The following is a 26,201-nucleotide window of genomic DNA, read 5'->3' as shown; positions in this document are numbered from 1 at the left end:
GCCTTACTTCGCCAGCGTTGGGTCGATCTGCCAGATCTCGTCGGTGAGCTTGCCGTCCCGGAACAGCATGACGTAGCGCACCGGGATCTTGTTGTCGTTGGCGAAGACGACATCGGCGACGACGGTGGCGCCCTTCGGGTTCATGCTCTCGCGCATCTCGACGACGGTGGCCTTGAGGCCGGTCTGCGCCTTGGCGAACTTTGCCCAGGTCGCGGCGATCTCGGGGCCCGTGTAGGTGCCATCGAGCGGACCGCCGACCCAGTGAAGCGTTGCGGACGGCGCATAGGCGGCGGTGACCGCGGCGCTATCGCCCTTGGCGATTGCTTCGATATGCGCCTTCGCCATGTCGCCGGCGGGACCCGCAAGCGCGGTCGAAGCCCCGGCGGAAAGAATGGCGATGGCTGCGAAAAGGGTCTTCATGGCTCGGTGTCCTTCGGTTCGGCCGCGATTGGCCGACGGAAGACGTTCAGGAACGGCGCTTATTCCCAAAGGACTGAAAATTAGAGACGAGCAGGTTCAGTTCGGCGTTCAGACGGAACGTCCGCTAACGGCGCAAGCTGAAAGGGCGCCAAACGGCTCCGAGGGGTCGATAGCGGCGGTTCAGTGCGGCCGTGCCTTGGCGATGATTCGGGAAACGGTTGGCTGGCTCACCTGGTAGAGCCTCGCCATGTCGGCCGCCGTTTTCCGGCCTGACAACACGCTCTCGGCGATCTCCTCGCGCTGGCGGGCGGAAAGCTTGCTCCGACGCCCGCCGACCCGGCCTTCGATCCGAGCTTGTCGGAGACCGGCCGCGGTGCGCTCGCGGATAAGCGACCTCTCGAACTCTGCGAATGCCGCGACCATGTGTGACATCATCCGTCCGGCTGGGGTCGTGGTGTCGATGGCCTCGGTCAGGCTGCGGAATCCCGCCCCCGCGGACTCGACCCGCTCCATGATCGTCAATGCGTCGCGGAGGGACCTCGACAGGCGATCGAGCTTCCAGGTGACGAGGGTATCGCCGGGGCGCAGGTGGTCGAGCAGCCGATGAAGCTCTGGGCGGTCCCAGCGCCCGCCCGACGCGACCTCCTCAAACACGCGATCGCATCCGGCGTCGCGCAGCGCGCAGGCCTGGGCGGTAGTGGACTGATCGTCACTGGTCGAGACGCGGGCGTAGCCGAGGAGCATGGGAGGGGCCTTTCGCAAACGGCCGTTTGGGGAAGGCTCGGGCGGGCACCGACGGCGCAACGGGTTCGGCCTTTCACAATCCTCTTGCGCTGGGTCGGCAAGGCGCAAGCGGTTTCCGGAAGGCGGCGGTCAGCCTGGAACGACTTGCCGGAAATCGAAGCGGACGAGGAACGCCCGCTCCTCCGCGCTCGCCGGGGTGAAGGCGAAGCCGGCGGGCGACGAGTAGTACAGGTAGCCGTCCCGCTCGTAGGCCGTCACGGCTGGGTCGGCGTTCACGACGACATCGCGGAGGCAGGCCGGAAGGCTGCGCGTCGGGATGTAGCAGACGTAGTACGTGCGCCCGTTGACCGACAGGATGTTCGTCGGCCTGTCCGCGATAATCTCTGCGCCGATCACCGCCATGGGCCGGGTCGTGCGGTACGTGGCGCCGGCGACGGCGGGGCGGGAACTGTCCGCCGTGACCGGCGGCGGGAGCAGCACGTCGGGTCCCGACTGGACGGCCCCGGCGGGCAGAGACGGCGCGGGCGCCGCGATCGCGACAGGGCGGGCGCGGTAGAGGTAGTTCGCTGCCGGGGCCGGGACGGTCGTCCCGGCGGCGAGGACGAGGGCCAGGAGGGCGGTGGCGGTCGGGGTGGTTGCGCGGGGCATCGGCATTCCTCGTGAGGTCGGAACTCCGATGGTCGGTGCCGGCGGACTCCCCGTCGAGCGTGATCGACGTCGCCGGCGGGAACGCGGCCGGGGAGCGGCGGCACGGCCGTCGCTAGACGGACGGACCGGGGCGCTGCTCGGCGGGTAGGGCCGTCCCTGTTTTCCAGTCCCGCGAGCCGGGATCGTAGCCGAAGGCGGAGCAGCCCCGGCGCGCCGCGCCGTCACGTAGCGCCGAAGGCGCGCCGGGGCTGTGGTAAACGGGGGCGGGACGGGTCCAGTCGAACGCAAGGTCCGCTCCCATTCCGTTGGCTACGACCGTACCTGAGTTGTTAGGTATGGTGAGGCGGGCGACGTTGCGGACAGTCGAGCTTTTCTGCGGTGCGGGCGGTCTCTCGCTCGGGCTGGGCCGCGCCGGTTGCGAGGTGGCCCGCGCGATCGACGTTTGGCCGGAGGCGGTTGCGGTCTACCGCGCGAACCTCGGCGATCATGCCGAAGTGGCCGACATCGGCGATCTCCTGGCGGTCGCGCCGGCCGTGGCTGCGCTACGTCCCGAGCTCATCTGCGGTGGACCGCCTTGCCAGGATTTCTCCGCCGCGGGGCGCCGCGTCGAGGGCGAGCGGGCATCCCTGATGGTGGCGTTCGCCATGGTCGTCGTTGTCGCGCGACCGCGATGGGTGCTTATGGAGAACGTGCCGCAAGCCGCTAAGTCCGCCGCATGGGCGACAGCGCGGGAACTGCTCGTCCGGGCAGGCTATGGTCTGTCGGAGGCCGTGGTCTGCGCGAGCCGCTATGGGGTCGGCCAGAGTCGCCGACGTCTGATCGTGGTGGGGAGGCTGGGGGAGGCGGACGGATTCCTCGCCTCCTCGATCCGTGCCGCGGCGAGCGACAGGCCGACGACGATCCGCGACGTTCTAGGCGGCGAGGTCGGGGAAGTCGTCCATGCCCATCCGCGGCATGCGGGTAAGCGGCGGCTCTGGAGTTCGGACGGTCCGATGCCGACCATCCGCGAATCGACACGACGCCCGCTGCCTGCGAATGCCGACCTCTCGGCCGCTGACCGGGCCTTGCTCGCACTTGGCGCCCTCTACGTCAGACCGTTCGGCGGCGGACGCGGCGTCCGCAGCGTAGATGAGCCGTGCCCTGCCATCGTCCGGACTTCGGCGGAACCGCCGGGGCCACGCTACCTGTCCGCCCCGCACCGCGACGACATCGCGCCGGCCGGTTCGGTCCCATGCCTGACGCGGGAACAGGCATCGCGTCTGCAAGGGTTCCCGGCGGGCTGGGACTGGTCCGCTGGCGGCCGACTGAGGAACGTTGACCAGATGATCGCCAACGCGGTCCCTTCCGGCCTCGCCGAAGCGATCGGCCGCGTGATCATGGCGCGCGACAGGGGCGAGACGGTGCCGGCACTGGAGCCGGGGTTCTCGACGTGGCTTCGAGCGAAGGGGGTGGTCGGGCAGACCCTTCGAAATCGACGCACCCAACTCGGTCGGGCGCGTCGGCTGCTCGGAGGTCGAATCCTTGCCGACCTCGCTGCCGAACTGGCGATGCTTGAGGCCGTCGAAGGATTCGCGAAGCTCTCGACGGGGGTCCGGTCGGACCTGCGGGCTGCGCTGCGGCTGCATGCCGAATGGCGGGCGATCCCGCCGACGCCGCGTCGGACGAGGTCCGTGATGGTGGCGGACGCGGTCGAAGAGAGGTCCGACGAGCGGGCGGCTGCCTGATCCCCTCCCGGTCCTTCGGACCAGCTCCAACCTTCCCAGGAGGGTCTCACGCCCCCGCAGGGGCGTTGCCGGGATCGGACGGTTCGCGCCGGCTACGCCGACGCTCGCCGTCCCCGCAACTTTGCAAGGATACGGAGGGCTTTCGCATCTTCGTCGGGACGAGGCATGTCCTCGACCCCGGCGAGGCCGGCCGGGTCGGAGTCGTCGTTGAGCCACAGGCGCCATGCCGCCATCTTCGACGCTCCGACGATCGACGGAACCTGATCGGCAGGAAGACCGGGTCGCGGGGTCAAGATCGCAAGAACCCCGATCGCGGGATCGAAGCTCACCTCGGCGACAATTTGGCGGAGCTGCTCGGCGAGGCGCGTCCGGATCGCGTGACGGTCGTCCCCGTCGGCCTCGTTCATCGCCCTCGACAGATCGACGGCCTCGCCGAGCCGAGCCTTGAGTCCTGGGTCGGCGGCGACTGCCGCGGCTGCCTTCGTGGCCTCTGCGAGTTCGCGCCTGATCGTCTTGGCTTCGCCACCGAGCGCCCGGTAACGATCGACTGCTCCCTCTTCGCCGTCCTCCACCAGCGCGAGGAGGCGTCCACGGCCTACCTCGATTTCGGCAAGCCGGGCGGCAAGGAGCGACACGCGATCCGCCTCGGTGGTCGGCTGCGCGCCATTCAGGATGGCTCCGGCATCAAGGTAAGCGAGTCCCCGGAGGAGGCGGGACTCGATATGGTCAACCCGCCAGCGGCCATCGTTCTCACAGCCAGCCTTCCGAGCTGCCACCGAGCATACGAAGTAGCTCCCGCCTTTCGGCATGGCACCTTTGTTGACGAGGTGCATGGCCCCGCCGCAACGCGTGCAACGGCCGAGGCCGAGGAGGAGGTGGGCAACGCCCCTTCCGCGTCGACCAGCGGCGACGCGGCGTCCCTGCGATGCCTGTTGGGCGCGCCAGTAGGTGTCTTCGTCGACGATCGGCGGGTAGTAACCGATGATCGGGTCTCCAGAAGGCTGACGGGTCCCGGCCCGGCTGCTGCCGACGTGAGGCTGGTACTCACCGAGAACAAGACGGCCAGTCAGAATCTTCCCGACCGTTGATATTTGCCACCCGACGCCGCCTCGCCACGTCGGCGTGCCCGCCCCGTTGAGCTTGGCGACGATCTGCCTTCGCCCATAGCCCTCGATCGCCCATTGGAAGATCGTCCGCACGATCTCCGCGCGATCCTCTCGAACGACGAACCGCCCGCCCTCGATCGCGATCCATTCGGGACAACGCGAGGTGAGGGGACGGCCCTCCTCACGGGCGGCAGCCTTCTTGGCGGCCCATGCCGCCCCGACGCGTTCCCCTTTGATCCGGGACTCTTCGTGGGCGCGAGCCATGACCGCGATGGACACTATCAGCGGCGTCCAGTCCGTCCGCAGGCGCTCTTCGGAGTAGACCTGCCCATCGGAGAGGGTGACGACGATCACGCCTGCGCGGATCAGGTCGAAGAGCCTCGCCGCGGCATCCAGGACGGCCTCGCGGGACAGGCGGTCCAAGGATTCGACGATGAGAAAGGAGTCTCGCGGAACCTTGCCTGCCTCGACCAAGGCAAGGAACGACCGGAGCGCGCCGACATCCCGGTTCGCGCCTTTGTAGGCGGAAATGCCAAGGTCACGAAGGCTGTCGTCGAGTTCTAGGCCGCGCGCCTCGCACCATGCACGAGCGGCCGTAAGCTGGCGACGCAGCGAGTCCCCCCGCGCCTGATCCGGGGTGCTGAAACGGATGTAGGAGAAGGCTTTGGGCATCCGGCGTACTCCATCGAATCGATGGAGTTTATGTAGCACACCTTCAAGAGGTTGTGCCCGCCGGCGGCGGCCACCTCCAGCGCGCGCTTGGCCACCGTCTGGCCCTTGATCTCCGCGAGATCCGGCAGGTCGCCGGGCGCCGCCTGCACCGCCGGGGCGGGACGCGCGAGAAGCTGCGTGCCGCGAAAATGGTTGCAGATCTGGATGAGCGAGCGCGCCGCGACGATCTCCATCTCGCCGCTCGCCCAAGCCGCCTCGGGTCCGCAGGCGTCCGGGCAGATCAGCCCGAGGCCGAGCGCGTTGGCGGCCATCGCCGCCGGCAGCACCCCCGCGACCGGCGCGACCATGCCGTCGAGCGAGAGCTCGCCCAGCACCGCGAAGCGCGACAGCGCCTCGGCCGGCAGCGCGCCGAGCGCGGCCATCAACCCCAGCGCGATCGGCAGGTCGTAATGCGAGCCCTCCTTCGGCAGGTCGGCCGGCGCGAGGTTCACGGTCACGCGCTTCGGCGGCATCGACAGGCCGGAGGCGTGCAGCGCCGACTGCACGCGCTCGCGGCTCTCGGCCACCGCCTTATCGGCGAGGCCGACGATCTGCATGCCCATCTTGCCGGGCGCGATCATCACCTGGACGTCCACCGGGTTGGCGTCGACGCCCTGGAAGGCGACCGTCCTCACGCGAGCGATCATCGACGAACTCCGCACCCCTCGGGCACACGCCCCGCTGGTGCGAACCTATCGCGCACGGCCGTTGGAGACAAGAACAGGGCGCGAACAAATTTCGGCGAAAACGCGACCTTCGACAAGAAAAGGGCGGCCCTCATCAGCCGCCCCGATCGTCTGTGCTCGAAAATGCGGAGCGCTCAGTAGCCGTCGCTGCCGTAGTCGTCGACGCGGCCGAGCGGCTCGGGGCGCCCGCCCTCACGCCAGCGGCGCGGCGGGCCGTCCTCGAAGCGGTCCCGGTCGCGCCGGCCCTCGAACCGGTCGCGGTCGCGCTCGAACCGGTCGGCCCGGTCGTCGCGGCGGCGATCCTCGAAGCGGCGCCGGTCGTCATAGCGGTCGCGCACCTCGCGGCGCGGCGGCGGGCCGTCGAAGATGCGGGGGCCGTAGACCCCGTCCCAGCGGCGGCGGTCGCGGTAGAAGTCGCGGCCGCGGTAATGGTCGTCCCAGTAGCGGCCGAAGGAATAGCCCACCACCGGCGCGCCGAGATAGCCGACGACCTCCGGCCCCGTGTAGCGCCGCCCGCCGCGCACGAAGGCGAGGTAGTTCGACGACATCCAGCCGCGCTGGCCGTAGAAGTCGACGTCGCACCAGGAGCGGTTGGAAAGGCAGCCGTAGACCTCGACGTCCTCGCCGCCGCGCACGACGTTCACCGGCGGATAGGCGGTGGAGGGGCCGGCGCGAAGGTTCACGTTGGTGGTCGCGATGGCGGTGGCGGCCTCGGCCATTGCGGGCGCGAGCATCGCGGCGGCGAGGGCGAGGAGGCGGAAGCGGGAGAGCGTGGTCACGGGAAGGCACCGTCCGACAGGGGTGAAGGCGTCGATGGGGGAACCTAGCGCGGCGCGCCCCAACGAAAACGGAATGCGGCGTTCATCGCGCGTTCAGGCAAGTCCGATGGCTCAGAGCTTGGCTTCCACCGCGTCCCAGAACAGGGCCGCGATGTCGGCGCCGCCGAAGCGCTTGACCTCGCGGATGCCGGTGGGCGAGGTCACGTTGATCTCGGTGAGATAGTCGCCGATCACGTCGATGCCGACGAAGACCTGGCCACGCTCCTTCAGCGTCGGGCCGATGCGCTCGCAGATCTCGCGCTCGCGGGTCGTCAGTTCGGTCGCCTCGGCGCGCCCGCCCACATGCATGTTGGAGCGCGCGTCGGTCTCGGAGGGCACGCGGTTGATCGCGCCCACCGGCTCGCCGTCGATGAGAATGACGCGCTTGTCGCCCTTCCTCACGTCCTTCAGGTAGCGCTGCACGATGAAGGGCTCGCGGAAGAGGAGCGCGAAGGTCTCCATGAAGGAGGAAAGGTTGCGGTCCTCCTTCGTCAGGTGGAAGACGCCGGCGCCGCCGTTGCCGTAGAGCGGCTTCATCACGATCTCGCCGAACTCGGCGCGGAAGGCCGCGACCTCGGCCGGGTCCTTGGTGATGATCGTCTCCGGCATCAGGTCGGCGAATTCGGTGACGAAGATCTTCTCGGGCATGTTGCGCACCCAGGCGGGGTCGTTGACCACCAGGGTCTTGGGGTGGATGCGCTCGAGGATGTGCGTCGAGGTGATGTAGTTCATGTCGAAGGGCGGATCCTGCCGCAGCAGCACCACGTCCATCGTCGAGAGGTCCACCTTTGTCGGTTCGCCCAGCGTGAAGTGCCGGCCCTGGTCCTCGGTGAGCACCATCGTCTCCACCCGCGCGGTGGCGACGCCGTCTCGCAACGAGAGCCGGTCGGGCGTGTAGTGGAAGAGTTCGTGCCCGCGCCGCTGCGCCTCGAAGGAGAGGGCGAACGTCGAGTCGCCCTGGATGGTGATGCCCGACACATGGTCCATCTGGACCGCGACCTTCAGCGACATGGCGGCTTCCTCGAAGACGTTCCGGTAAGTCCCCGCGAGGTAGCGGGGTTCGGGGGCCGAGTCCACGGGGAAGGGTTTCGTGGCCGGGGTGCAACACCATCCATGGGTTGTGTCGCAAGATCACGCAAACGTCAGGGTGGACACGGGGATCGAGCGCGCCAGCGCTGTCGATCCGCGAGGCCATCGGCTAGGCGAAGACCTCGCAGGACCAGAAATGCAAGGAATGATAAGTGCTTAGAACCATTGTCGCGACGCTCGGCCTCGCGGCGCTCCTCTCCGGCTGCGCCAAGCCGCTCGTCGACACCACCGGCCCGCTGGCGATCCGCCGCGTCGAGGTGAGCGCCGCGCCGACGCTGAAGGCCGACACCGATCTCCTGTCGCTCGCCCGCCAGACGCTGCCCTCGCAGCTCGTCGGCGCGCACGAGGGCAAGCCCGCGACGCTCGACGTCACGCTCACCGACGTCCACTACAAGAACCCGCTGGCGTCCCTCCTCGTGGGCGACGCCAACCGACTCTCGGCCCTCGGCGTGCTGCGCGGCGAGGACGGACGCGAGATCACCCGCTTCAACACCGTCACGCTGGATGCGGGCGCGATCAACGGCATCGCCGGCGCCGTCATCTCGGCGGCGCAGGACCGGGCCCGCGTCGACCGCGCGCTCGCCCGCGGTCTCGCCAGCACGATCGAGCGGCAGATCTACGGAAAGACCACCCGCGAGGTGATGACGCCCGAGCTCGCCGCGAAGTCCGCTCCGGTGGCTGCCGCCCCCGCCGCCCCAGCGCCGGCGCCGAAGACGCTCGCCCCGAAGGCTCCCGCGCGCGGCGCCGCCGGCGTCTGACGATGGCGGCGGGCGCCGGAGATCACCGCGCCCGCCACGCGTCCTTCACATGCACCGGCCAGCGGCGCGGCACGACGGCGACGATGTCGAAGCGCAGCGAGAGGCGCGCGTAGTCACGCTGGCGGGCGAGCCAGAGATCGGCCGCCGCCTCGATGCGGCGCTGCGCGGCCGGCGTCACGGCGTCCATCGCCTGCTCCACCGTCGCGCGCGCCTTCACCTCGACGATCGCCACCGTGTCGCCCCGCCGCGCCACGAGGTCGATCTCGCCGAGCTTCGTTCGGTGGCGCACCGCGAGGATGCGATAGCCCTTCAGCCGCAGCGCCCAAGCGGCCAGCGTCTCGCCGCGATGACCCCGCGCAAAGCCTTCGCGGCGCTTCGCCAGCTCTTGGCGCCTTGCGTCCGGTCCGCCGTCCGTCATCCTCGCCATGCGTCGCCCTCCGCTCCCGCTCGCCCGGACAGTGTCGGGCTCAGGCGCCCGATTTCAACTGCAGCGCGCGCTGGTAGAGATCGCGGCGCGAAAGCCCCGTCAGCTTCACCGCCTCCTGCGCGGCCTTTGCCGGCTTCATCTCGGCGAGCAGACCTCTGAGAATCGCATCGACGTCAGCCGGTGCGCTGTCCGCCGCTTCCGCCGGCGGGCCGACGCAGACGACGATCTCGCCGCGTACCCGCTCCATGGCCGCGAAGCGTGTCGCGAGATCGGGCAGGGGCCCGCGATAGATCGTCTCGTAGGCCTTCGTCAGCTCGCGGCACACCGCCGCCGGGCGGGGCCCGAAGACATCGGCCATGTCGGCGAGGCTCTCGGCGATGCGATGCGGCGCCTCGAAGAAGATCAGCGTGCCCGGCACCCGCGCCAGCGCCTGGAACCGCTGGCGCCGTGCCGTCTCCTTGGGCGGAGGGAAGCCGGCGAAGAAGAAGGCGTCGGACGGCAGGCCGGAGGCGAGGAGCGCGGCGAGCGGCGCCGAGGCGCCGGGGATCGGATACACGGGGATCCCGTGCGCGATCGCCTCCTCGCCGAGCCGGAAGCCGGGGTCGGAGACCATCGGCGTGCCCGCGTCCGACACAAGCGCCACCGAAAGGCCGGCGTCGAGATCGGCGAGCAGCGCCTCGCCCGCCTCCTTTGCATTGTGCTCGTGATAGGGCGTCATCCGCCGCCGGATGCCGTAGCGCGCCAAGAGCTTCGCGGTGACGCGCGTGTCCTCGCAGGCCAGCCGGTCGGCGGAAGCGATGACGTCGAGCGCCCGCACCGTGATGTCCGCGAGGTTGCCGATCGGCGTCGCCACGAGATAGAGCCCGGGCTCGGGCTTGTGCGCCGAAAACGCCGTGCCGCGCAGCGTGAACGACGCGGCGCTCGGCTCGGGCGCGCCTTCGTCCTCGACCTCGTGGTCCATCGGATCCTCGCCCTCGTCGCTCATGCCACGCTCCGTGGAGCCCAGAGGATCACCGCCGCGCCCAGGAGGCAAAGCGCCGCGCCGATCGCGTCGTATCGGTCGGGCCGCACGCCCTCCACCGCCCAGAGCCAGCCGAGCGAGGCCGCGATGTAGACCGCGCCATAGGCTGCGAAGGTGCGACCGGCATGGCTCGCCTCGACCTGCGTCAGCAGCCAGGCGAAACCCGCGAGCCCCGCCATCGCGGGCGCCAGCCACCAGACGCCGGCACCCGATCGCACCACCGCCCACACCGCGAAGCACGCCGCGATCTCCAGCACCGCGGCCAGCGCGAACGCCGCGATCGCGGTCATGCAGGCAAGACGGGGGCGCTGCCCCCGGCCCCGCCAAGGGCCTGAGGCCCTCGGAACCCCGTCTCTGGTTTCCGATCCCGGGGTGGGCCGCTGGCCCGCCCCGAGGATGGATAGAAGAAAAGCGGGGGCTTCGGGGCGTCAGGCCCCGAGCGGGGACCGGGGCGGCAGCCCCGCCTCACATCGCTCACGCCCGCCGCGCTCATGCGAGGTCCGCGACCACGGCGTCGAGCACGAGCATTCCGGCGGGGGTGGCGCGGATGCGGTCGGGGCCGAGGCGTTCGATCATGCCGTGGCCGGTGAGGTCGGCTTCCACTTCGGGGTCGAGGTCGCGGCCGGCGAGGGACCGCCAGCGCTTGAGGTCGATGCCTTCCACGAGGCGAAGGCCCATGAGCATGAGCTCGTCGGCCTGCTCGTGCGGCTCAAGCGGGGTGTCCTCGGTGAAGCCGGCGTCCCAGTCCTCGACCATCTGGAGCCAGGTCTCGGGATGCCGCTCGTTGGCGACGGCGTGGCGGGCGCCGCCCTCGCCCAGAAGGCGGGCATGGGCGCCGGGGCCGACGCCGGCATAGAGGCCGTAGCGCCAGTAGGTGAGGTTGTGGCGCGACTCGGCGCCGGGGGCGGCGTGGTTGGAGATCTCGTAGGCGGGCAGGCCGTGGGCGCGGGTGATGGCTTGCGTCGCCTCGTAGAGGTCGGCGGAGAGCTCGCCGTCGGGCACGATCAGCTTGCCGGCGCGGTGGAGCGCGTGGAAGGGCGTGCCCTCCTCGATGGTGAGTTGGTAGAGCGACAGGTGGTCGGCGGCGAGATCGATGGCCTCGCCGATCTCGCGTTCCCAGGCGGCGACGTCCTGGCCGGGGCGGGCGTAGATGAGGTCGAAGGAAAGGCGCGGGAAGATCTCGCGGGCGAGGCGAATGGCCCCGAGCGCCTGATTGGTGTCGTGAAGGCGTCCGAGACGGCGCAGGTCCGCGTCGTTCAGCGCCTGCACGCCGAGCGAGACGCGGTTGACGCCGGCGGCGCGATAGCCGCGGAAGCGCTCGGCCTCGACCGAGGAGGGGTTGGCCTCCAGCGTGATCTCGGCGCCCTCGGCGACGGTCCACAAGGCGGCGATCTCGTCGAGGATCGCCGCCACGGTGGCGGGCTCCATCAGCGAGGGCGTGCCGCCGCCGAGGAAGATCGAGGTGACGCGCTCGCCGCGCGAGCGGGCGGCCTGTGTGGCGAGCTCGCGCCGGAAGGCGGCGACGTAGCGCGCCTGATCCACCGGCTGGTGGCGGACATGGCTGTTGAAGTCGCAATAGGGGCACTTGGCCGCGCAGAACGGCCAATGGACGTAGACGCCGAAGCCGGGATCGCCCGCCGGCGGCGTGAACGGCCGGATGTTGGAGAGCGGGCGGAGGGCGACGTTCACGAGATGCCGAGCGCTTCGCGCGCGAAGAGGCGGAAGGCGCGGGCGCGGTGCGAGAGCGCGTGATCCTGGCCGGGCACCCAGCCGTGCTTCTCGTCGGACGGCATCTCGCCGAAGGTGCGCGTCTCGCCCTCGGGCAGGAAGCAGGGGTCGTAGCCGAAGCCGAGCGTGCCGCGCGGCGGCCAGACGATGGTGCCCTCCACCTCGTCGCGGAAGAGATGCGTGGTGCCGTCAGCTTGCGCGAGACAGAGCACGGCGACGAAGCGGGCGCTGCGCGCCGCCGGGGCGGTGGCGCCCTTCGTCTGGAGCAGCTCCTCGATCGTGCGCATCGCCATGGAGAAGTCCTTCTCCGGCCCAGCCCATCGCGCCGAATAGATGCCGGGATCGCCGCCGAGCGCATCCACCACGAGGCCGGAATCGTCGGAGAGCGCCGGCAGGCCCGTGGCGCGGGCGGCGGCGAGCGCCTTCAGCGCGGCGTTCTCCTCGAAACTCGTGCCGGTCTCGTCGGGCTCGGGCAGGGCCTTCTCCGCGGCCGACACGACGGTGAAGCCGAGGGGCCCGAGAAGCTCGCGGAATTCGGCGATCTTGCCGCCATTGTGGCTGGCGACGAGAAGCGGCCCGCCGGCGGGGTCGAGGCGGGGAAGGGTAGGCGTCGTGGCGTCGGTCATGGCAAGCGATCCTCGTCGCCCTCGCGCGGGCATCTGCCGCTCGCAATGTGGGCCGGCTGGCTGGAGTGTGCCACCGCCGGGATCGGGTCCCGGCGGTGGCCTGTCGAAACGGCCGGCGTCAGCCGGCGAGCACCGCGCGCTGGCGCTCCACGAGATCGGCGATGCCGGCCTTGGCGAGCGACAGCAGCTCGTTGAGCTGCGCTTCAGCGAAGGGCTCGCCCTCGGCCGTGCCCTGGATCTCGACGATGCCGCCGCGGCCCGTCATCACGAAATTGGCGTCGGTCTCGGCGGCGGAATCCTCGAGATAGTCGAGGTCGAGCACCGCCGTGCCCTTGGAGATGCCGCAGGAAATCGCGGCGACATGGTCCTTCAGCACCTTGGCGCGCACCACCATGCCGCGTGATTCCATCCAGGCGAGGCAGTCCGAGAGCGCCACGAAGGCACCGGTGATGGCGGCGGTGCGGGTGCCGCCGTCGGCCTGGATCACGTCGCAGTCCACCGTGATCTGGCGCTCGCCGAGCGCGCCGAGATCGACCACGGCGCGAAGCGAGCGGCCGATCAGGCGCTGGATCTCCTGCGTGCGGCCGGACTGCTTGCCCGAGGCCGCCTCGCGGCGCATGCGCTCGCCGGTGGCGCGCGGCAGCATGCCGTATTCGGCAGTGACCCAGCCCTTGCCGGAATTCTTCAGCCAGCCGGGCACGCGCTCCTCGAGGCTCGCCGTGCAGAGCACGTGCGTCTCGCCGAACTTCACGAGGCACGAGCCCTCGGCATGGCGCGACACCGCGCGCTCCAGCGAGACCGGGCGCAGTTCGTCGTTCTGGCGTTGGGAAGGCCGCATGAGGGTCCTGACGTGTTCAAGGCTCTGGGCGCCCGCACGGGCGCCGGGGGAGGCGCCGTCCGGCGCGCGAAGCGGCCTTCTAGCGCATCGCGCCGCGAAGCGGAATCGATTTGCGGACGGAGCGCGCGGGCGAGGTGGAAATTCCGGTCAAGGGGTTGCGACCAAAGCGGTCTCCCTCTAGGCCGCCGATGCGCCGCCGCCTATAGTCTGGGGCATGAAGCTCAGCCTCGTGCCCCCCGCCAAGGATCTCATCAGTGCCCGTCTCGACACCGGGCTGGCGCTCGACGAGCGCTCGCGCGAGGTCTTCCGCCTCATCGTCGACACCTATCTGGATTCCGGCGAGCCGGTGGGCTCGCGCAACCTGTCGCGCCTGCTCACCTCGGCGCTCTCGCCGGCCTCGATCCGCAACGTCATGGCCGATCTCGAGGCGCTCGGCCTGATCTACGCCCCCCATGTCAGCGCCGGCCGGCTGCCGACCGAGATCGGGTTGCGCTTCTTCGTCGACGCCTTTCTCGAAGTCGGCGACATCGCCGAGCGCGAACGCGCCGAGATCGAGGAGAAGGTGCGCGATCTCGGCGACCGGCGCCCCGTCGAGACGCTGCTCACCGAGGCCTCGCAGCTCCTCTCCGGCCTGTCGCGCGGCGCGGGCATCGTGCTCGCCGCCAAGAGCGACATCCGTCTGAAGCACATCGAGTTCGTGCGGCTCGATCCCGAGCGCGCCCTCGTGGTTCTGGTGGGCGAGAACGGCGAGGTGGAGAACCGCGTCCTCGAACTCGCGCCCGGCACCACCGCCTCGCAGCTGGTGGAGGCCTCCAACTTCCTCAACGCCCATGTGGTGGGGCGCACGCTCCGCGAGGCGCGAGAGCGCGTCGAGGCGCTGAAGGAGGACACCGCCCGCGCGCTCGACGCGCTCTCGCGCACCATGGTGGACGCGGGTCTCGCGGTCTGGTCGGGCGCCGGCGCCGGCCAGCCCTCGCGCCTCATCGTTCGCGGGCGCGCCAATCTCCTCGAAAGCGTCACGGCGGCGCAGGATCTGGAACGCCTGCGTCATCTCTTCGACGATCTGGAGACCAAGAGCTCGATCATGGACCTGATCGACCTCACGGAAGCGGGCAACGGCGTGCGCATCTTCATCGGCTCGGAGAACAAGCTGTTCTCGATGTCGGGTTCCTCGATGGTGATCGCACCCTATTCCGATTCCGACGAGCGGATCGTCGGCGCCGTCGGCGTCATCGGGCCGACGCGGCTGAACTACCGGCGCATCGTGCCGATGGTGGACTACACCGCCCGCCTCGTCTCGCGGCTGCTTGCCGGCGGCAGCGCCACGCGCCGGCCCTGACCGGCCTCGCCTCGGCGGGGCCGCGATCCGCGACTTGAGCGGGGCTCGTCTTCCGCGCGCCTTGATTTCCAGCGCCGCCCATTCGATATCCCGCACCGACGACACCCCTTTTCCGGGAGGGTGCGCGCGCTCGAAGGGTTCCCCGGGCGGCGCGCCCCATCTTCTCATGACCGACCGCCAGGAGCGCCCTTCGATGACGAGCGAAACCGACAAGCACGACGCGGCTCCCGCCACCGACACCGCCGAAGCTGCCGCGCAGCCGCGCCCGGCCGGCGAGGGTGCGGCCTATTTCAAGGGCGGCGGCTCGGCCGGCATGACGGCGGGCGACCGCGTGTCGCCCAAGAGCGCCGATGACCGTTTCGCCGCCGAGGACGCCGAGACCTTCGGCTGGGCCGGGGCGGATGCCGGCGCGGGCGACCGCGCGCGGATCGCCGAGCTCGAAGCCGAGAATGCCGACGTGAAGGACCGCCTGCTGAGGCTCGCGGCCGACATGGAGAACCTGCGCCGGCGCACCGAGCGCGAGATCAAGGACGCCCGCACCTTCGCGGTGACGAACTTCGCGCGCGACATGCTCGCCGTCTCCGACAATCTCGACCGCACGCTCCAGGCGCTGCCCGAGGGCGCGCGCGACAGCGGCGACGCCGGCTTCAAGGCGTTGGTCGAGGGCGTCGAGATCACAGGCCGCTCGATGCTCTCCACGATGGAGCGCCACGGCGTGCGGAAGCTGCAGCCGCAGGGCGGCCGCTTCGATCCGAACTTCCATCAGGCGATGTTCGAAGTGCCGAACACCGAGGTGCCCAACAACACCGTGCTGCAGGTGGTGCAGGACGGTTACGCCATTGGCGAGCGCGTGCTGCGCCCGGCCATGGTCGGCGTCTCGAAGGGCGGCCCGAAGGCGGCGCCGGCAGCAGTCGAGCCGGCAGTGGACGCCAAGCCCGGCGTGCCCGACGAAAGCTCGAAGGACGCCTGAGGCGCTCGGTCCGAATGGAGGAAACGGCGGCTTCGGCCGCCGTTTTCGTTCCTGGCCGATCTCGTCGAACCGAAGGTCAGAAGCGCGGCGGCGCTTCGCCTGCGGCGCGATAGGCTGCCGAGACCGTGTTGGCCATCAGCATGGCGATGGTCATCGGGCCGACGCCGCCGGGCACCGGCGTGATCGCGCTCGCCAGTTCCGAGGCCGCCGCGAAGTCGACGTCGCCGACGAGGCGCGTCTTTCCCTCGCCCCGTTCCGGCGCGGCGATCCGGTTGATGCCGACGTCGATCACCACGGCGCCGGGCTTGATGCAGTCGGCGCCGAGCATTTCCGGCCGGCCGACGGCGGCGACGAGAATGTCGGCCTCGCGGCAGACGCGGGCCAGATCCCCCGTGCGCGAATGGGCGATCGTCACCGTGGCGTCGGCGAGCAGCAGAAGCTGCGCCATCGGCTTGCCTACGAGGTTGGAGCGCCCCACCACCACGGCGGACTTGCCGGCGAGGCTCTCGCCCAGCACCTGTCGGATCAGCACCATGCAGCCGGCGGGCGTGCAGGGCACGAAGGCCTCCCCCGCCATGCCGCTGGCGAGGCGCCCGGCATTCACGAGGGTCAGGCCGTCCACGTCCTTGTCGGGATCGATGCGCCCGACCACGCGGTTGGCATCGAGGCCGCGCGGCAGCGGCAGCTGCTGCAGGATGCCGTGGATCGCGGGATCGGCGTTCAGCTGGTCGATGACCGCGAGAAGGTCGGCCTCGGTCGTGTCAGTGGGCAGGCGATGCGTCACCGAGTGGAAGCCGCAGGCCTCCGCCGTGCGGCCCTTGTTGGCGACATAGACCTGGCTCGCCGCGTCCTCGCCCACGAGCACCACGGCGAGGCCTGGCCGCACGCCCGTCTTCGCCGCCAGCGCCGCCCCGGCCGTCTTCGCCCGCTCGATCACGCCGGTCGCCGCCGCCTTGCCGTCGATCACCCTGGCCGTCATGTCTTGCCTCGCGCCTGTCGTCTGCTGCCGCGCCTTATAGGGTTCCCCGCTCGCGCTCGCGAGAAAAAACCGGCCGCCGGGCGGGTGCGGGCGCGACGCCGGGCTTCCAAGACCCTTTCCTCTCCCGGTGCGCCGCCTATCATGGGCGCGTTCGGCCGCGCAGCGGCCTTGAGGAGAGGGACCGCCGTCATGCAGCTTCAGGACCGGGTGGCCGTCGTCACGGGTGCGGGCTCGGGCATCGGGCGCGCCATTGCGCTGCGCTATGCCGGCGAGGGCTGCGCCGTCGCGGTCGCCGATCTCGACGAGACCGCCGCCAGCCGCGTCGCCGCCGAGATCGAGGCTGCGGGCGGCCGGTCGCTGACTGTCTGCATGGACGTCGCCGACGAGGCGGCGGTGGAGCGCGGCGTCGAGGAGACGGTCGCCGCCTTCGGCCGGCTCGACGTGATGGTCGCCAATGCCGGCATCCAGATCGTCCACCCCGTCGAGGACTTCCCCTATGCCGAGTTCCGCAAGGTGGTGGACATCCATCTCGGCGGCTCGTTCCTCCTCACCAAGGCCTGCATCCGCCATTTCTACCCGCAGAAGTCCGGCTCGCTCGTCTACATGGGCTCGGTCCACAGCCACGAGGCCTCGCCCCTCAAGAGCGCCTATGTCGCGGCCAAGCACGGCATCCTCGGCCTTTGCCGCACCATGGCCAAGGAGGGCGGCCGCCACGGGGTGCGTGCCAACATCATCTGCCCCGGCTTCGTGCGCACGCCACTCGTCGAGAAGCAGATCCCCGAGCAGGCCCGCGATCTCGGCATCTCCGAGGACGAGGTGGTGCGCAACGTCATGCTCGGGCGCACCGTCGACGGCGAGTTCACGACGCTCGCCGACGTCGCCGACGTCGCGCTGTTTCTCGCGAGCTTCCGCTCCAACGCCCTCACCGGCCAGTCCATCGTGCCGAGCCACGGCTGGTATATGGGCTGACCCAAGCCCGGCCCGTCCCCCTCTCTTCGGAGCGTCTCCCATGGAAATCATCACCGTGCAGCCCCTCGTGGCGCTGGTCGCGGGCGTCCTCATCCTCCTGATGCCGCGCCTTCTCAACTACATCGTCGCCTTCTACCTCATCGTGGTCGGGCTCACCGGCCTGATGGGAACCTTCGGCTCCTGATCGTCTTGGGATGGGGCGCCCGCGGGGCCCATCTCCCGCCCGCCCCGAACCTCGAAGGAGATCCGAGACGATGAGCACATCCCATGCCGTCGCCACCCCGTCGCAGCCGGGGGACCGCCCCCGTGTGGTGATCCTCGGCGGGGGCTCCGGCGGCCTGGAGCTCGCCGCCCAGCTGGGCGGGCGGGGCGATCTGGAAATCGTGCTCGTCGACCGCGAGCCGACGCATCTCTGGAAGCCGCGGCTGCACGAGTTCGCCGCCGGCACAATCTCCTCCTCGCTCGCGGAACTCTCCTTCTACCTGCTGGCGAGCCTGCGGAGCTTCCGCTTCGAGCAGGGCTCGGTGACCGGGCTCGACCTCGCCGCGCGCCGCGTGCGCCTTGATGCCATCCGCGACCGCGACGGGCGCGTCGTCGCGCCCCCGCGCGAGATCGCCTACGACTGGTGCGTGGTGGCGCTTGGCGGCGTCGTGCCCGATGCCGGCACGCCGGGCGTCGCCGAACACGCGATCCGGCTCGACACCAAGGACGACGCCGACCGGTTCCGCGCCCGCTTCGCCGCCGCGATGATCGCGGCGCGCGAGACGCGGCGCCCAGCGGAGGTCGTGATCGTCGGCTCGGGCGCGACGGGCACGGAGCTCGCCGCGCATCTGCGCCGCTCCGAGCGGGCTTTCTTCGACGGTGGCGAGAACGGCCGGCAGCCGCGGCTGCTCGGCATCACGCTGCTGGAGGGGGCGCCGGAGATCATGCCGGGGGTCGACGCGGATCTGCGCGCGAAACTCCTGGAGCGGCTCGCCGCGCTCGAGATCGACACGATCACCTCCGTCGAGGTGTCGCAGGTCGCGCCCGGCGAGGTGAGCGACGCGCGGGGCAAGAGCTGGCCTGCCGATCTCGTGGTCTGGGCCGCCGGCCTCGTCGGCGCCCCCTCGCTCGCCGATCTCGGCCTCGGCACCGACGAGAAGGGCCGCATTCCCGTCGACACCACCCTTCGCTCGCAGGCCGACGAGCGGGTCTTCGTGTTCGGCGACGCCGCCTCCCTGAAGGCCCCCGGCAGCGAGCGCCCGCTCCCGCCCACGGCCCAGGCCGCCAGCCAGCAGGCCTCCTATCTCGCCGAGACGCTGCCGATCGTGGCGAAGGGCGATCCGGTGGAGCCCTTCCGCTACGACGACAAGGGCCGCATCGTCTCGCTCGCCGCTGCCGGAACCGTGGGGCGCATCGGCTTCGGCGGGCACGACGACCTGCTCATCCACGGGCAGTTCGCAACGGCCGCCTACCACGCGCTGCAACGCCAGCATCAGTGGCGGGTGCTCGGGCTCCTGCGCGGCAGCGTCGCCATCGCCGCCGACATGATCTCGCCGGCCAAGGGTCCGGCGCTGAAGCTCCACGGCGGCTGAGAGAGTCGATGCGGTGAACATGGGCCCGCCGAATCCGTTCTCGGCTTTCGTCTGTCGCATCGTCCGCCGTATGAAAGTCGGCCCGGCTTTCACTGGAAAGGCTCCAGGGCGAAGGGGCCGACGTCGGCGGCCCCTTCCACCGCGCTCGGCGAAGAGGGGCGATTGGAACGCTCAGCCTTACAGACTATAGATCGCTGCGAAGAGGGGCGCGTCGCACCAATGAGGCCAGGGGCCGGGGCGCGACGAAGGGGGACCTCCCCGCCGAACGAATGAGAGAGCTGCGATGCCGAGTCTCGAGGGCAAGCTGAAGCTGGCCGACAATCGTCCCGCCGGCTTCGACTATATGCGGCTGGGGCTCGCGGCCGCGGTGATCCTGCAGCACACGATCAACGTCTCCTACGGACGCGATGCGGCGCAGGCCTTCTTCGAGACGCCGGCGCGGGGCGTCGCGGCGCTCATCCTGCCGATGTTTTTCGCGCTTAGCGGCTTCCTCGTCGCCGGCAGCCTGGTGCGCTCGGCGACGCTCGTCAGCTTCGCGGGGCTGCGCATCATGCGCATCGTGCCCGCGCTCGCGGTGGAGGTGACGCTGTCGGCGCTGCTACTCGGTCCGCTGTTCACGGCGCTGCCGCTGTCCGAGTATTTCACGGCACACGAGTTCTACGTCTACTTCCTCAACATTCTCGGCGAGATCCACTTCACGCTGCCGGGCGTCTTCCTCGACAATCCGCTGCCGGCCACCGTTAACGGCCAGCTCTGGACCATTCCCTACGAGCTGAAATGCTATCTGGCGCTCGGGCTGCTGGCGCTGTTCGGCCTGTTCACCCGGCGTGGCCTTCTGCTTCTGGCGCTTGCCGTGGGGCAACTCGGCATCCTCGCCTGGATGGCGCTCGCGCAGCCCGCCTGGACGCCGATCGTGCCCGGCATGATCCTCGTCGCGAGCTTCCTGGCGGGCATCCTTCTCTTCCAGTTCCGCTCGCTCGTGCCCTGGCATCCCGCGCTCTTCGCCGCCGCGCTCCTCGCCACGGTGACGCTGCTGCTCGTGCCGCGCGGCGACTATCTCGTCTCGCTGCCGCTCGCCTACATCACGGTGTTCCTTGGTCTTTCGAACCCGCCGCGTGCCAAGCTGCTGCTGTCGGGCGACTATTCCTACGGCCTCTTCCTCTACGGCTTCCCGATCCAGCAGGCGGTGGCCGCTCTCCTCGGCGACGAGCAGAACTGGCTCCTGAACTTCGCGCTGACCATGCCCTTCGCGGCCGCGATCGCCGTCTTCTCGTGGTGGTGCATCGAGAAGCCGGCGCTGCGCGGCAAGCCCGCGCTCGTGCGCTTCGAGGAGCGCGTCTTCCGGGCGCTGCCTCCCCGGCTGGCGCGCCTCATCACGCCGGACGGGCTCTCCGTCCTCTGGGCACCGCCGACGCGCTCGACGCAGCACCCCCCGAAGGTCACCGACTTCCGCGGCTATGTGCCCGACCTCGAACTGCAGCAGACCCGCCTCGGGCAGTTCAAGAGCCGGGTGCGCTCGCTCGTTTCCTGAGACAGAGCGACGCCGAGGCGGTGGTTCGCCGCCGCCTCGGCCTTTAGAACTCGATGCCGCGCTGCGCCTTTATGCCGGAGCGGAACGGGTGCTTCACCATCTCCATCTCGGTGACGAGATCGGCGAACTCGATCAACTCCTCCTTGGCGTTGCGGCCGGTGACGACGACGTGCTTCATGGCCGGCTTGTGGTCGCGCAGAAAGCCGACGATCTCGGCGACGTCGAGATAGTCGTAGCGCAGCACGATGTTGAGCTCGTCGAGCACCACCATCTCGTGTTCCTCGTCCAATATCATCGCCTTGGCGCGCTCCCAGGCGGCACGGGCGGCCTCGATGTCGCGCTGGCGGTCCTGCGTCTCCCAGGTGAAGCCGTCGCCCATTGCGGTAATCGTCACCTCGCCGGGGAAGCGGTCGAGCGCCCGGCGCTCGCCGGTTTCCCACTTGCCCTTCACGAACTGCACGATGCCGACCTTCATGCCGTTGCCGAGCGCGCGGAAGACGAGACCGAAGGCAGCCGTCGACTTGCCCTTGCCCTTGCCGGTGTGGACGATGACGAGGCCCTTCGTCTCGGTCTTCGTCGCCAGGATCTTGTCGCGCGCCGCCTTCTTCTTCTTCATCTTCTCGGCGTGGCGTGCGTCGAGCTCGGCTTCGCTCATGGCGGCGACGAGGGGCGATTTTTCGCTCATGATTCGATCCGTTCTCCCGGGGGCGCCATTGCAGCGGAATTCGAGCGGGGATGCCAGAGCCCGCGTCGCGCAGCCTCGGCGAAGCGCGCCTGCATCTCCGCGAAGGCGGCCGGGTTGTTGGCGCGCATGAAGCCGGCCACGGTCTCGTCCTCCACGAAGGCGGCGTGGACGAGGTCGAACTGGTGCGAGGCGACCGCATCCGTCGTCGCGGCGAAGGCGAAGAGATAGTCCACCGTCGCTGCGATCTCGAAGGCGCCCTTGTAGCCGTGGCGCAGGACGCCCGCGATCCATTTCGGGTTGACGACGCGGGCGCGCACGACGCGGGCGATCTCCTCGCGCAGCGTGCGGATCACCGGGCGCTCGGGGCGCGAATGGTCGTTGTGATAGGCGGCGGGGGCGTGGCCTGACAGAAGCTCCACCGCCGCGCTCATGCCGCCCTCGAACTGGTAGTAGTCGTCGGAATCGAGAAGATCGTGCTCGCGGTTGTCCTGGTTCTGCACGACGGCGTCGAGCCGCCCGAGCCGGCGCTCGAAGGCGGCGCGCTCCGAACTGCCCTCGGTGTCCGCGCCATAGGCATAGGCGCCCCAGACGAGGAAGCTTTCCGCCAGATCCGAGCGGTTCTCCCAGCCGCCCTCGTCGATCAGCGCCTGCAGCCCCGCGCCGTAGGCGCCGGGCTTGGCGCCGAAGACCCGGTGCCCGGCCGTAAGCGCTGCGTCCGCAGCCGCCGCGCCTTCGGCTTCGAGGCCGGCGCGCTCCTGCGCCATGCGCGCGGCGATCGGGTTGTCGCCTTCGTCCTCCTCCAGTGTACCGACCGCCCGCACCGCCCGGTCGAACAGGGCGATCTGGTCGGGAAAGGCGTCGCGGAAGAAGCCGGAAATGCGCAAGGTGACGTCGACGCGCGGACGCCCGAGCGCGGCGGGGGTGAGGATCTCGAAGCCGGTGACGCGGCCCGACGCGCGGTCCCACACGGGCTTGACGCCGATCAGCGCCAGGGCTTGCGCGATGTCGTCGCCGCCGGTGCGCATGTTGGCGGTGCCCCAGCAGGTGAGCCCGACCGCGCGCGGCCAGTCGCCGTGGTCCTGCAAGTGGCGGGTGACGAGAAGCTCGGCCGACTTGCGCCCCAGCGTCCACGCGGCCTCCGTCGGCACGGCGCGCGTGTCGACCGAGAAGAAGTTGCGCCCCGTGGGCAGCACGTCGGGCCGCCCGCGGGTCGGCGCGCCGGAGGGGCCGGGGGGCACGAAGCGCCCGTCGAGGCCCGCCAGCAGCCCAGCGATCTCGGCGGGGCCGGACGCGGTGATCGAGGGCCGCAGCTTCGCCTCGACGTCAGCGAGGACGGTGGCTGTGGAAACCCATGCGGGATCGGAAGGGATCTCGCCGGCGACGAGGCCGGCCGCCAGGAGTTCCAACCGCTCCACACTGTCGCCAGCGCTGCGCCAGAGATCGGTGGAGAGGCTGTGGAGAACATGGGGGCGGGGGCCCGTCCACGGCGCCGCCATGTCGCAGGCGAGGGGGTCGAAGTCGGCCATCCCGAGATCCTCCGCCAGCGCCCGCAGGATCGAGGCCTCGCTGGGCTCCAGTCCGCGCGGCAGGCGGGCGAGCGCCACCGTCAGGTCGGTCAGCAGCCGACCCTCGGGCGCGAGGCCGAAGACATGCAACCCGTCGCGAATCTGCATCTCCTTGAGGTCGCAGAGCCAGGCGTCGAGCCGCTCCAGCGCGGCGTCGCCGAGATCGGTCGGGTCGATGCCGGCATCCCGCGCCAAGCCGGCGGTGGTCACGAGCTCGAGGATGCGGCCCTTGAGAAGCGCCGTGCGGCGCGGGTCACCGCCGGCCGCCTCGTAATACTCGTCCACCAGCCGTTCGAGATCGCGCAAGGGGCCGTAGCTCTCGGCGCGCGTCAGCGGCGGGGTGAGGTGATCGACGATGACGGCCGACGTGCGGCGCTTGGCTTGGCTCCCCTCGCCGGGATCGTTGACGATGAACGGATAGAGATGGGGCATGGCCCCAAGCACCGCCTCGGGAAAGCAGCCTTCCGAGAGCGCCAGCGCCTTGCCCGGCAGCCATTCGAGATTGCCGTGCTTGCCCATGTGGATCAGCGCGTCGGCCGCGAACTCGCGCCGGAGAAACGCGTAGAGCGCGAGATAATTGTGCGGCGGCACGAGGTCCGGCGCGTGGTAGGTGGCCTTGGGGTCGATGTTGTAGCCGCGCGCCGGCTGGATGCCGACCATCACGTGGCCGAAGCGCGCCAGCGGCAGGGCGAAGCCGTGGGCGGGATCGAAGAACGGATCGCCGTCCGGGGCCCCCCAGCGCGCCGTGACGGCCTCGCGCACGGGCGCCGGCAGGATCTCGAAGAAGGCGCGGTAGCCATCCATCGACAGCGTCTCGCGGATCGTTCGGGCGCGCGTGCCTGCATTGGTCGGCCCGGCCATCAGATGCTCGATCAGCGCGTTGCCGGTCTCGGGGAAGCCGGCGACCGCGTAGCCGGCCTCCCGCATCGCCTGCAACACGCGCACCGTGCCGGCGGGCGTGTCGAGCCCGACGCCGTTGCCGAGCCGCCCGTCGCGGTTGGGATAGTTGGCCAGCAGGATCGCGACGCGGCGCTCCGCCGGCGGCTTGCCGCGCAGCCGCGCCCAGGCATGGGCCAACTCGGCGACGAAGCGCACGCGGCTCGCCTCCGGTCGGTGCGAGACGATGTCGATCTCGCAGAGCGCGTTCCACTCGCCGGCCGACTTGAAGGCGATCGCGCGGCCGAGTACGCGCCCGTCCACCTCGGGCAGCGCGACGTTCATCGCGAGGTCGCGGCCCGAAAGTCCCTGCGAGGACGCCGCCCAGGCCGCTTCGCTGCCGCCGGCGAGCACCGCCTGCAGCACCACCGCGCCCCCTTCGTCGAGCACCGTCGGCCGGTGCGGCGCACCGGGGGCCGAGACCGCGAAGCCCGTGAGGTTGACCACCACGGCCGGTGGATCGACGGCGAAGGCGGCGCGCAGCAGGGCGATGCTGTCGGCATCCTTCAGGCTGGAGACGAAGAAGGCCCGCGCCCGGCATCCCGCCCGCTCGATCGCCTTCGCCAGCGCCTCCACCGCCTCGGTCTGCCCGCTCTGCACGAGCGCCCGGTAGAAGACGATCGCGACGGAGGGGCGCGGGGAGGGCGCTCCTTCGTCATTCGCCTCACCTCGGAAAAGCAGTCCCGCCTTGGCGATGGGCCGCGCCGCGCCCGGCACCGCGCGGCCCGCGACGATCGCGCGGCAGCCCCGAAGAAAGCCCTCGGCATTCTCCGCCCCGCCCTCGCGCAAAAACCCCCAGAGCCGGTCGCGGTCTTCAATAGGGAGGGTGGAGAAGCGGTCGAGGCCGGGGTCGGGGCGGTCGTCGCCGGGCAGGATCGTCAGCGCGAAGCCGTGGGTTCGCGCGCCCGCGAGCATCGCCTCGCAGCCATAGGGCCAGTAGCGCTCGCCGCCGAGCAGCCGGATCACCACGAGCTTCGCCGCAGTGCCCATGCGGGCGAGATAGGTGTCGACCGACATCGGGTGGCCGAGGCGCAGGAGGTTGGCGAGGCGGATCTCGCCCGCTCCGAATCCGAGCCGCCCCGCCGCCAGCGCGATCGCCGCAAGCTCGGTGTCGGCGGCCGAGAGCACGAGGATCTCGCCCGGCGACTGCGCGAGATCCACGGCCTCGCCGCCCTCCGCGATCGTTCCGCGCTGGGCGGCGAGGAGGTGCATGGCTATTCGGCCGCCTGCACCTGGGGCCCGGTCCCGAGCGCCGCAATGCCGGCGAGGATCGCGGCCTCCCCGTCCTCGATGGCGTCGTGCAGGCCGATCGCCACCAGCTTCGTCGCCCGCGCCTCGCCGGGCCGGAAGGGTCGGTCGAAATAGGTCTCGATCCGCCCGCCGACGGCCTGCACCAGGAGGCGCATCGGCTTGCCCTGCACCGCCGCGAAGCCCTTCAGCCGCAGAATGCCGTGCGCCGCCACGATCTCGCGCAGGCCGGCCGTGAAGGCCTCGACGTCGGCGATCTCGCCGGCCGTCGCGACCACGCTTTCGAAATCGTCGTGGTCGTGCATCTCGCCGCCCTCGTGCTCGATCTCGTGATGCGAGCGGCGGGCGTGGATGAGATCCTCGGTGCCCGCAGTGAGACCCAGCAGCACGTCGGCCGGCAGCCGGCCCTTGTCGGCGGTGACGATGCCGAGCGGACGGCCGGCGGCGGTCTCGATCTCGGCCTTCACGCGAGCGAGCGCCGCGGCGTCGATCAGGTCTGTCTTGGTGAGCACGAGAAGGTCGGCGGCGCGGATCTGGTCCTCGAACAGCTCCTCCAGCGGGTCGTCGTGGTCGAGGCTGGGGTCGGCGGCGCGCTGCGCCCGCACCTTGTCCTCGTCCGCCGCGAAGCGTCCGGCGGCCACCGCCTCGGCGTCGATCACCGTCACCACGCCGTCGACGGTGGCGCCGGTCTTCACCTCCGGCCAGTTGAAGGCGGCCACCAGCGGTTGCGGCAGGGCGAGGCCCGAGGTCTCGATCACGATGTGGTCGAGCCGGTCGCGGCGCTCCAGCAGCATGCGCATGGTCGGCACGAAATCGTCGGCGACGGTGCAGCAGATGCAGCCGTTCGTCAGCTCCACCACGTCCTCTTCGCGGCAGGTTTCCACGCCGCAGCCGGCGAGGATGTCGCCGTCGACGCCGAGATCACCGAACTCGTTGATGACGAGCGCGATGCGCCGGCCGCCCGCGTTTTCCAGAAGGTGGCGGATGAGGGTGGTCTTGCCGGCGCCGAGAAAGCCGGTGACGACGGTGACGGGGATCTTGGAGAGGGTTTGGGACATGAG

24 protein-coding genes and 1 pseudogene are annotated in these 26,201 nt (G+C 70.5%); 8 read left to right on the top strand and 17 right to left on the bottom strand.

Annotated elements, in window-relative coordinates:
- Positions 1 to 3: 3 nt before the first annotated feature.
- From GGR04_RS17570 to GGR04_RS17560, 3 genes are all read right to left on the bottom strand, one after another.
- Complete coding sequence (locus GGR04_RS17570; protein ID WP_062205686.1) at positions 4 to 420, bottom strand: nuclear transport factor 2 family protein; 417 nt, start codon at positions 418 to 420, stop codon at positions 4 to 6.
- A gap of 180 nt (positions 421 to 600) precedes the next feature.
- On the bottom strand, positions 601 to 1,164 hold the full coding sequence (locus GGR04_RS17565) for a recombinase family protein (protein WP_062205688.1): 564 nt from the start codon (positions 1,162 to 1,164) through the stop codon (positions 601 to 603).
- Positions 1,165 to 1,293: 129 nt separating this feature from the next.
- Positions 1,294 to 1,812 carry a hypothetical protein gene (locus GGR04_RS17560; protein WP_062205690.1) on the bottom strand — a complete coding sequence of 173 codons (519 nt, stop codon included), beginning with the start codon at positions 1,810 to 1,812 and terminating at the stop codon, positions 1,294 to 1,296.
- 353 nt (positions 1,813 to 2,165) lie between these two features.
- On the opposite strand from GGR04_RS17560, the gene GGR04_RS17555 reads away from it, so the two are divergent.
- Positions 2,166 to 3,536 (top strand): DNA cytosine methyltransferase, encoded by a 1,371-nt coding sequence (locus GGR04_RS17555; RefSeq protein ID WP_183201231.1) that lies wholly within the window; start codon positions 2,166 to 2,168, stop codon positions 3,534 to 3,536.
- 92 nt (positions 3,537 to 3,628) lie between these two features.
- Here the strand turns inward: GGR04_RS17555 and GGR04_RS17550 are convergent, their stop codons facing one another.
- The 4 genes and pseudogenes from GGR04_RS17550 to gshB all read right to left on the bottom strand — a co-directional run bounded on the left by GGR04_RS17550 (position 3,629) and on the right by gshB (position 7,868).
- Positions 3,629 to 5,314 (bottom strand): recombinase family protein, encoded by a 1,686-nt coding sequence (locus GGR04_RS17550; protein ID WP_062205696.1) that lies wholly within the window; start codon positions 5,312 to 5,314, stop codon positions 3,629 to 3,631.
- Positions 5,296 to 6,000 (bottom strand): annotated as a pseudogene (locus GGR04_RS17545) (magnesium chelatase domain-containing protein); the annotation flags it as partial. The pseudogene GGR04_RS17545 and the gene GGR04_RS17550, both read right to left, overlap by 19 nt.
- A 173-nt stretch (positions 6,001 to 6,173) precedes the next feature.
- Positions 6,174 to 6,818, bottom strand: a complete 645-nt coding sequence (locus GGR04_RS17540; protein WP_183201229.1) for an SH3 domain-containing protein — start codon at positions 6,816 to 6,818, stop codon at positions 6,174 to 6,176.
- A gap of 111 nt (positions 6,819 to 6,929) precedes the next feature.
- On the bottom strand, positions 6,930 to 7,868 hold the full coding sequence (gshB, locus tag GGR04_RS17535; RefSeq protein WP_183201260.1) for a glutathione synthase: 939 nt from the start codon (positions 7,866 to 7,868) through the stop codon (positions 6,930 to 6,932).
- A 230-nt stretch (positions 7,869 to 8,098) separates the two neighbouring features.
- On the opposite strand from gshB, the gene GGR04_RS17530 reads away from it, so the two are divergent.
- Positions 8,099 to 8,704, top strand: coding sequence for a hypothetical protein (locus tag GGR04_RS17530; protein WP_183201264.1), 606 nt, complete (start codon positions 8,099 to 8,101; stop codon positions 8,702 to 8,704).
- Between the two features lie 22 nt (positions 8,705 to 8,726).
- On the opposite strand, the gene GGR04_RS17525 is transcribed toward GGR04_RS17530, so the two are convergent.
- The 6 genes from GGR04_RS17525 to rph form a co-directional block, all read right to left on the bottom strand.
- The gene (locus GGR04_RS17525; RefSeq protein ID WP_183201259.1) at positions 8,727 to 9,122 is read right to left on the bottom strand and encodes a YraN family protein; all 396 of its coding nucleotides are present in this window, start codon (positions 9,120 to 9,122) and stop codon (positions 8,727 to 8,729) included.
- A 49-nt stretch (positions 9,123 to 9,171) separates the two neighbouring features.
- Positions 9,172 to 10,116: a 16S rRNA (cytidine(1402)-2'-O)-methyltransferase gene (gene rsmI / locus GGR04_RS17520; RefSeq protein WP_246393269.1), complete on the bottom strand. Its 945-nt coding sequence runs from the start codon at positions 10,114 to 10,116 to the stop codon at positions 9,172 to 9,174.
- The gene (locus GGR04_RS17515) at positions 10,113 to 10,442 is read right to left on the bottom strand and encodes a YnfA family protein (protein ID WP_183201228.1); all 330 of its coding nucleotides are present in this window, start codon (positions 10,440 to 10,442) and stop codon (positions 10,113 to 10,115) included. The genes rsmI and GGR04_RS17515 overlap by 4 nt, the downstream gene beginning before the upstream one ends.
- A 199-nt stretch (positions 10,443 to 10,641) precedes the next feature.
- Positions 10,642 to 11,841, bottom strand: a complete 1,200-nt coding sequence (hemW, locus tag GGR04_RS17510; protein WP_183201227.1) for a radical SAM family heme chaperone HemW — start codon at positions 11,839 to 11,841, stop codon at positions 10,642 to 10,644.
- Positions 11,838 to 12,506 carry an RdgB/HAM1 family non-canonical purine NTP pyrophosphatase gene (gene rdgB, locus GGR04_RS17505; protein WP_183201226.1) on the bottom strand — a complete coding sequence of 223 codons (669 nt, stop codon included), beginning with the start codon at positions 12,504 to 12,506 and terminating at the stop codon, positions 11,838 to 11,840. The genes hemW and rdgB overlap by 4 nt, the downstream gene beginning before the upstream one ends.
- Positions 12,507 to 12,624: 118 nt before the next feature.
- Positions 12,625 to 13,344, bottom strand: a complete 720-nt coding sequence (rph, locus tag GGR04_RS17500) for a ribonuclease PH (protein WP_183201225.1) — start codon at positions 13,342 to 13,344, stop codon at positions 12,625 to 12,627.
- Between the two features lie 214 nt (positions 13,345 to 13,558).
- Between rph and hrcA the strand changes: the two genes are divergently transcribed.
- Positions 13,559 to 14,683: a heat-inducible transcriptional repressor HrcA gene (gene hrcA / locus GGR04_RS17495; RefSeq protein ID WP_183201224.1), complete on the top strand. Its 1,125-nt coding sequence runs from the start codon at positions 13,559 to 13,561 to the stop codon at positions 14,681 to 14,683.
- A gap of 313 nt (positions 14,684 to 14,996) precedes the next feature.
- Positions 14,997 to 15,653, top strand: a complete 657-nt coding sequence (grpE, locus tag GGR04_RS17490) for a nucleotide exchange factor GrpE (RefSeq protein ID WP_183201257.1) — start codon at positions 14,997 to 14,999, stop codon at positions 15,651 to 15,653.
- Between the two features lie 76 nt (positions 15,654 to 15,729).
- Here grpE and folD read toward each other — a convergent pair whose 3' ends face one another.
- A complete protein-coding gene (folD, locus tag GGR04_RS17485; RefSeq protein WP_183201223.1) occupies positions 15,730 to 16,632 on the bottom strand; it encodes a bifunctional methylenetetrahydrofolate dehydrogenase/methenyltetrahydrofolate cyclohydrolase FolD in 903 nt (300 codons plus the stop codon).
- A 189-nt stretch (positions 16,633 to 16,821) separates the two neighbouring features.
- Between folD and GGR04_RS17480 the strand changes: the two genes are divergently transcribed.
- From GGR04_RS17480 to GGR04_RS17465, 4 genes are all read left to right on the top strand, one after another.
- Positions 16,822 to 17,601, top strand: coding sequence for a 3-hydroxybutyrate dehydrogenase (locus tag GGR04_RS17480; protein ID WP_183201222.1), 780 nt, complete (start codon positions 16,822 to 16,824; stop codon positions 17,599 to 17,601).
- A 40-nt stretch (positions 17,602 to 17,641) separates the two neighbouring features.
- Complete coding sequence (locus GGR04_RS17475; RefSeq protein ID WP_183201221.1) at positions 17,642 to 17,785, top strand: DUF3096 domain-containing protein; 144 nt, start codon at positions 17,642 to 17,644, stop codon at positions 17,783 to 17,785.
- Between the two features lie 70 nt (positions 17,786 to 17,855).
- Positions 17,856 to 19,175 (top strand): NAD(P)/FAD-dependent oxidoreductase, encoded by a 1,320-nt coding sequence (locus GGR04_RS17470; RefSeq protein WP_183201220.1) that lies wholly within the window; start codon positions 17,856 to 17,858, stop codon positions 19,173 to 19,175.
- Between the two features lie 283 nt (positions 19,176 to 19,458).
- Positions 19,459 to 20,706 (top strand): acyltransferase family protein, encoded by a 1,248-nt coding sequence (locus GGR04_RS17465; RefSeq protein ID WP_183201219.1) that lies wholly within the window; start codon positions 19,459 to 19,461, stop codon positions 20,704 to 20,706.
- Positions 20,707 to 20,749: 43 nt separating this feature from the next.
- Here GGR04_RS17465 and cobO read toward each other — a convergent pair whose 3' ends face one another.
- Genes cobO through cobW form a run of 3 tightly spaced genes read right to left on the bottom strand, consistent with a single transcriptional unit; the run spans position 20,750 to position 26,198 of the window.
- On the bottom strand, positions 20,750 to 21,391 hold the full coding sequence (cobO, locus tag GGR04_RS17460; protein ID WP_183201218.1) for a cob(I)yrinic acid a,c-diamide adenosyltransferase: 642 nt from the start codon (positions 21,389 to 21,391) through the stop codon (positions 20,750 to 20,752).
- Positions 21,388 to 25,104: a cobaltochelatase subunit CobN gene (gene cobN / locus GGR04_RS17455; protein WP_183201217.1), complete on the bottom strand. Its 3,717-nt coding sequence runs from the start codon at positions 25,102 to 25,104 to the stop codon at positions 21,388 to 21,390. The genes cobO and cobN overlap by 4 nt, the downstream gene beginning before the upstream one ends.
- 2 nt (positions 25,105 to 25,106) lie before the next feature.
- Positions 25,107 to 26,198 (bottom strand): cobalamin biosynthesis protein CobW, encoded by a 1,092-nt coding sequence (cobW, locus tag GGR04_RS17450; RefSeq protein WP_183201216.1) that lies wholly within the window; start codon positions 26,196 to 26,198, stop codon positions 25,107 to 25,109.
- Positions 26,199 to 26,201: the final 3 nt, after the last annotated feature.

Source organism: Aureimonas pseudogalii (assembly GCF_014196835.1).
Taxonomy (GTDB): Bacteria; Pseudomonadota; Alphaproteobacteria; order Rhizobiales; family Rhizobiaceae; genus Aureimonas; species Aureimonas pseudogalii.
This window is presented reverse-complemented; position numbering and strand designations above follow the sequence as displayed.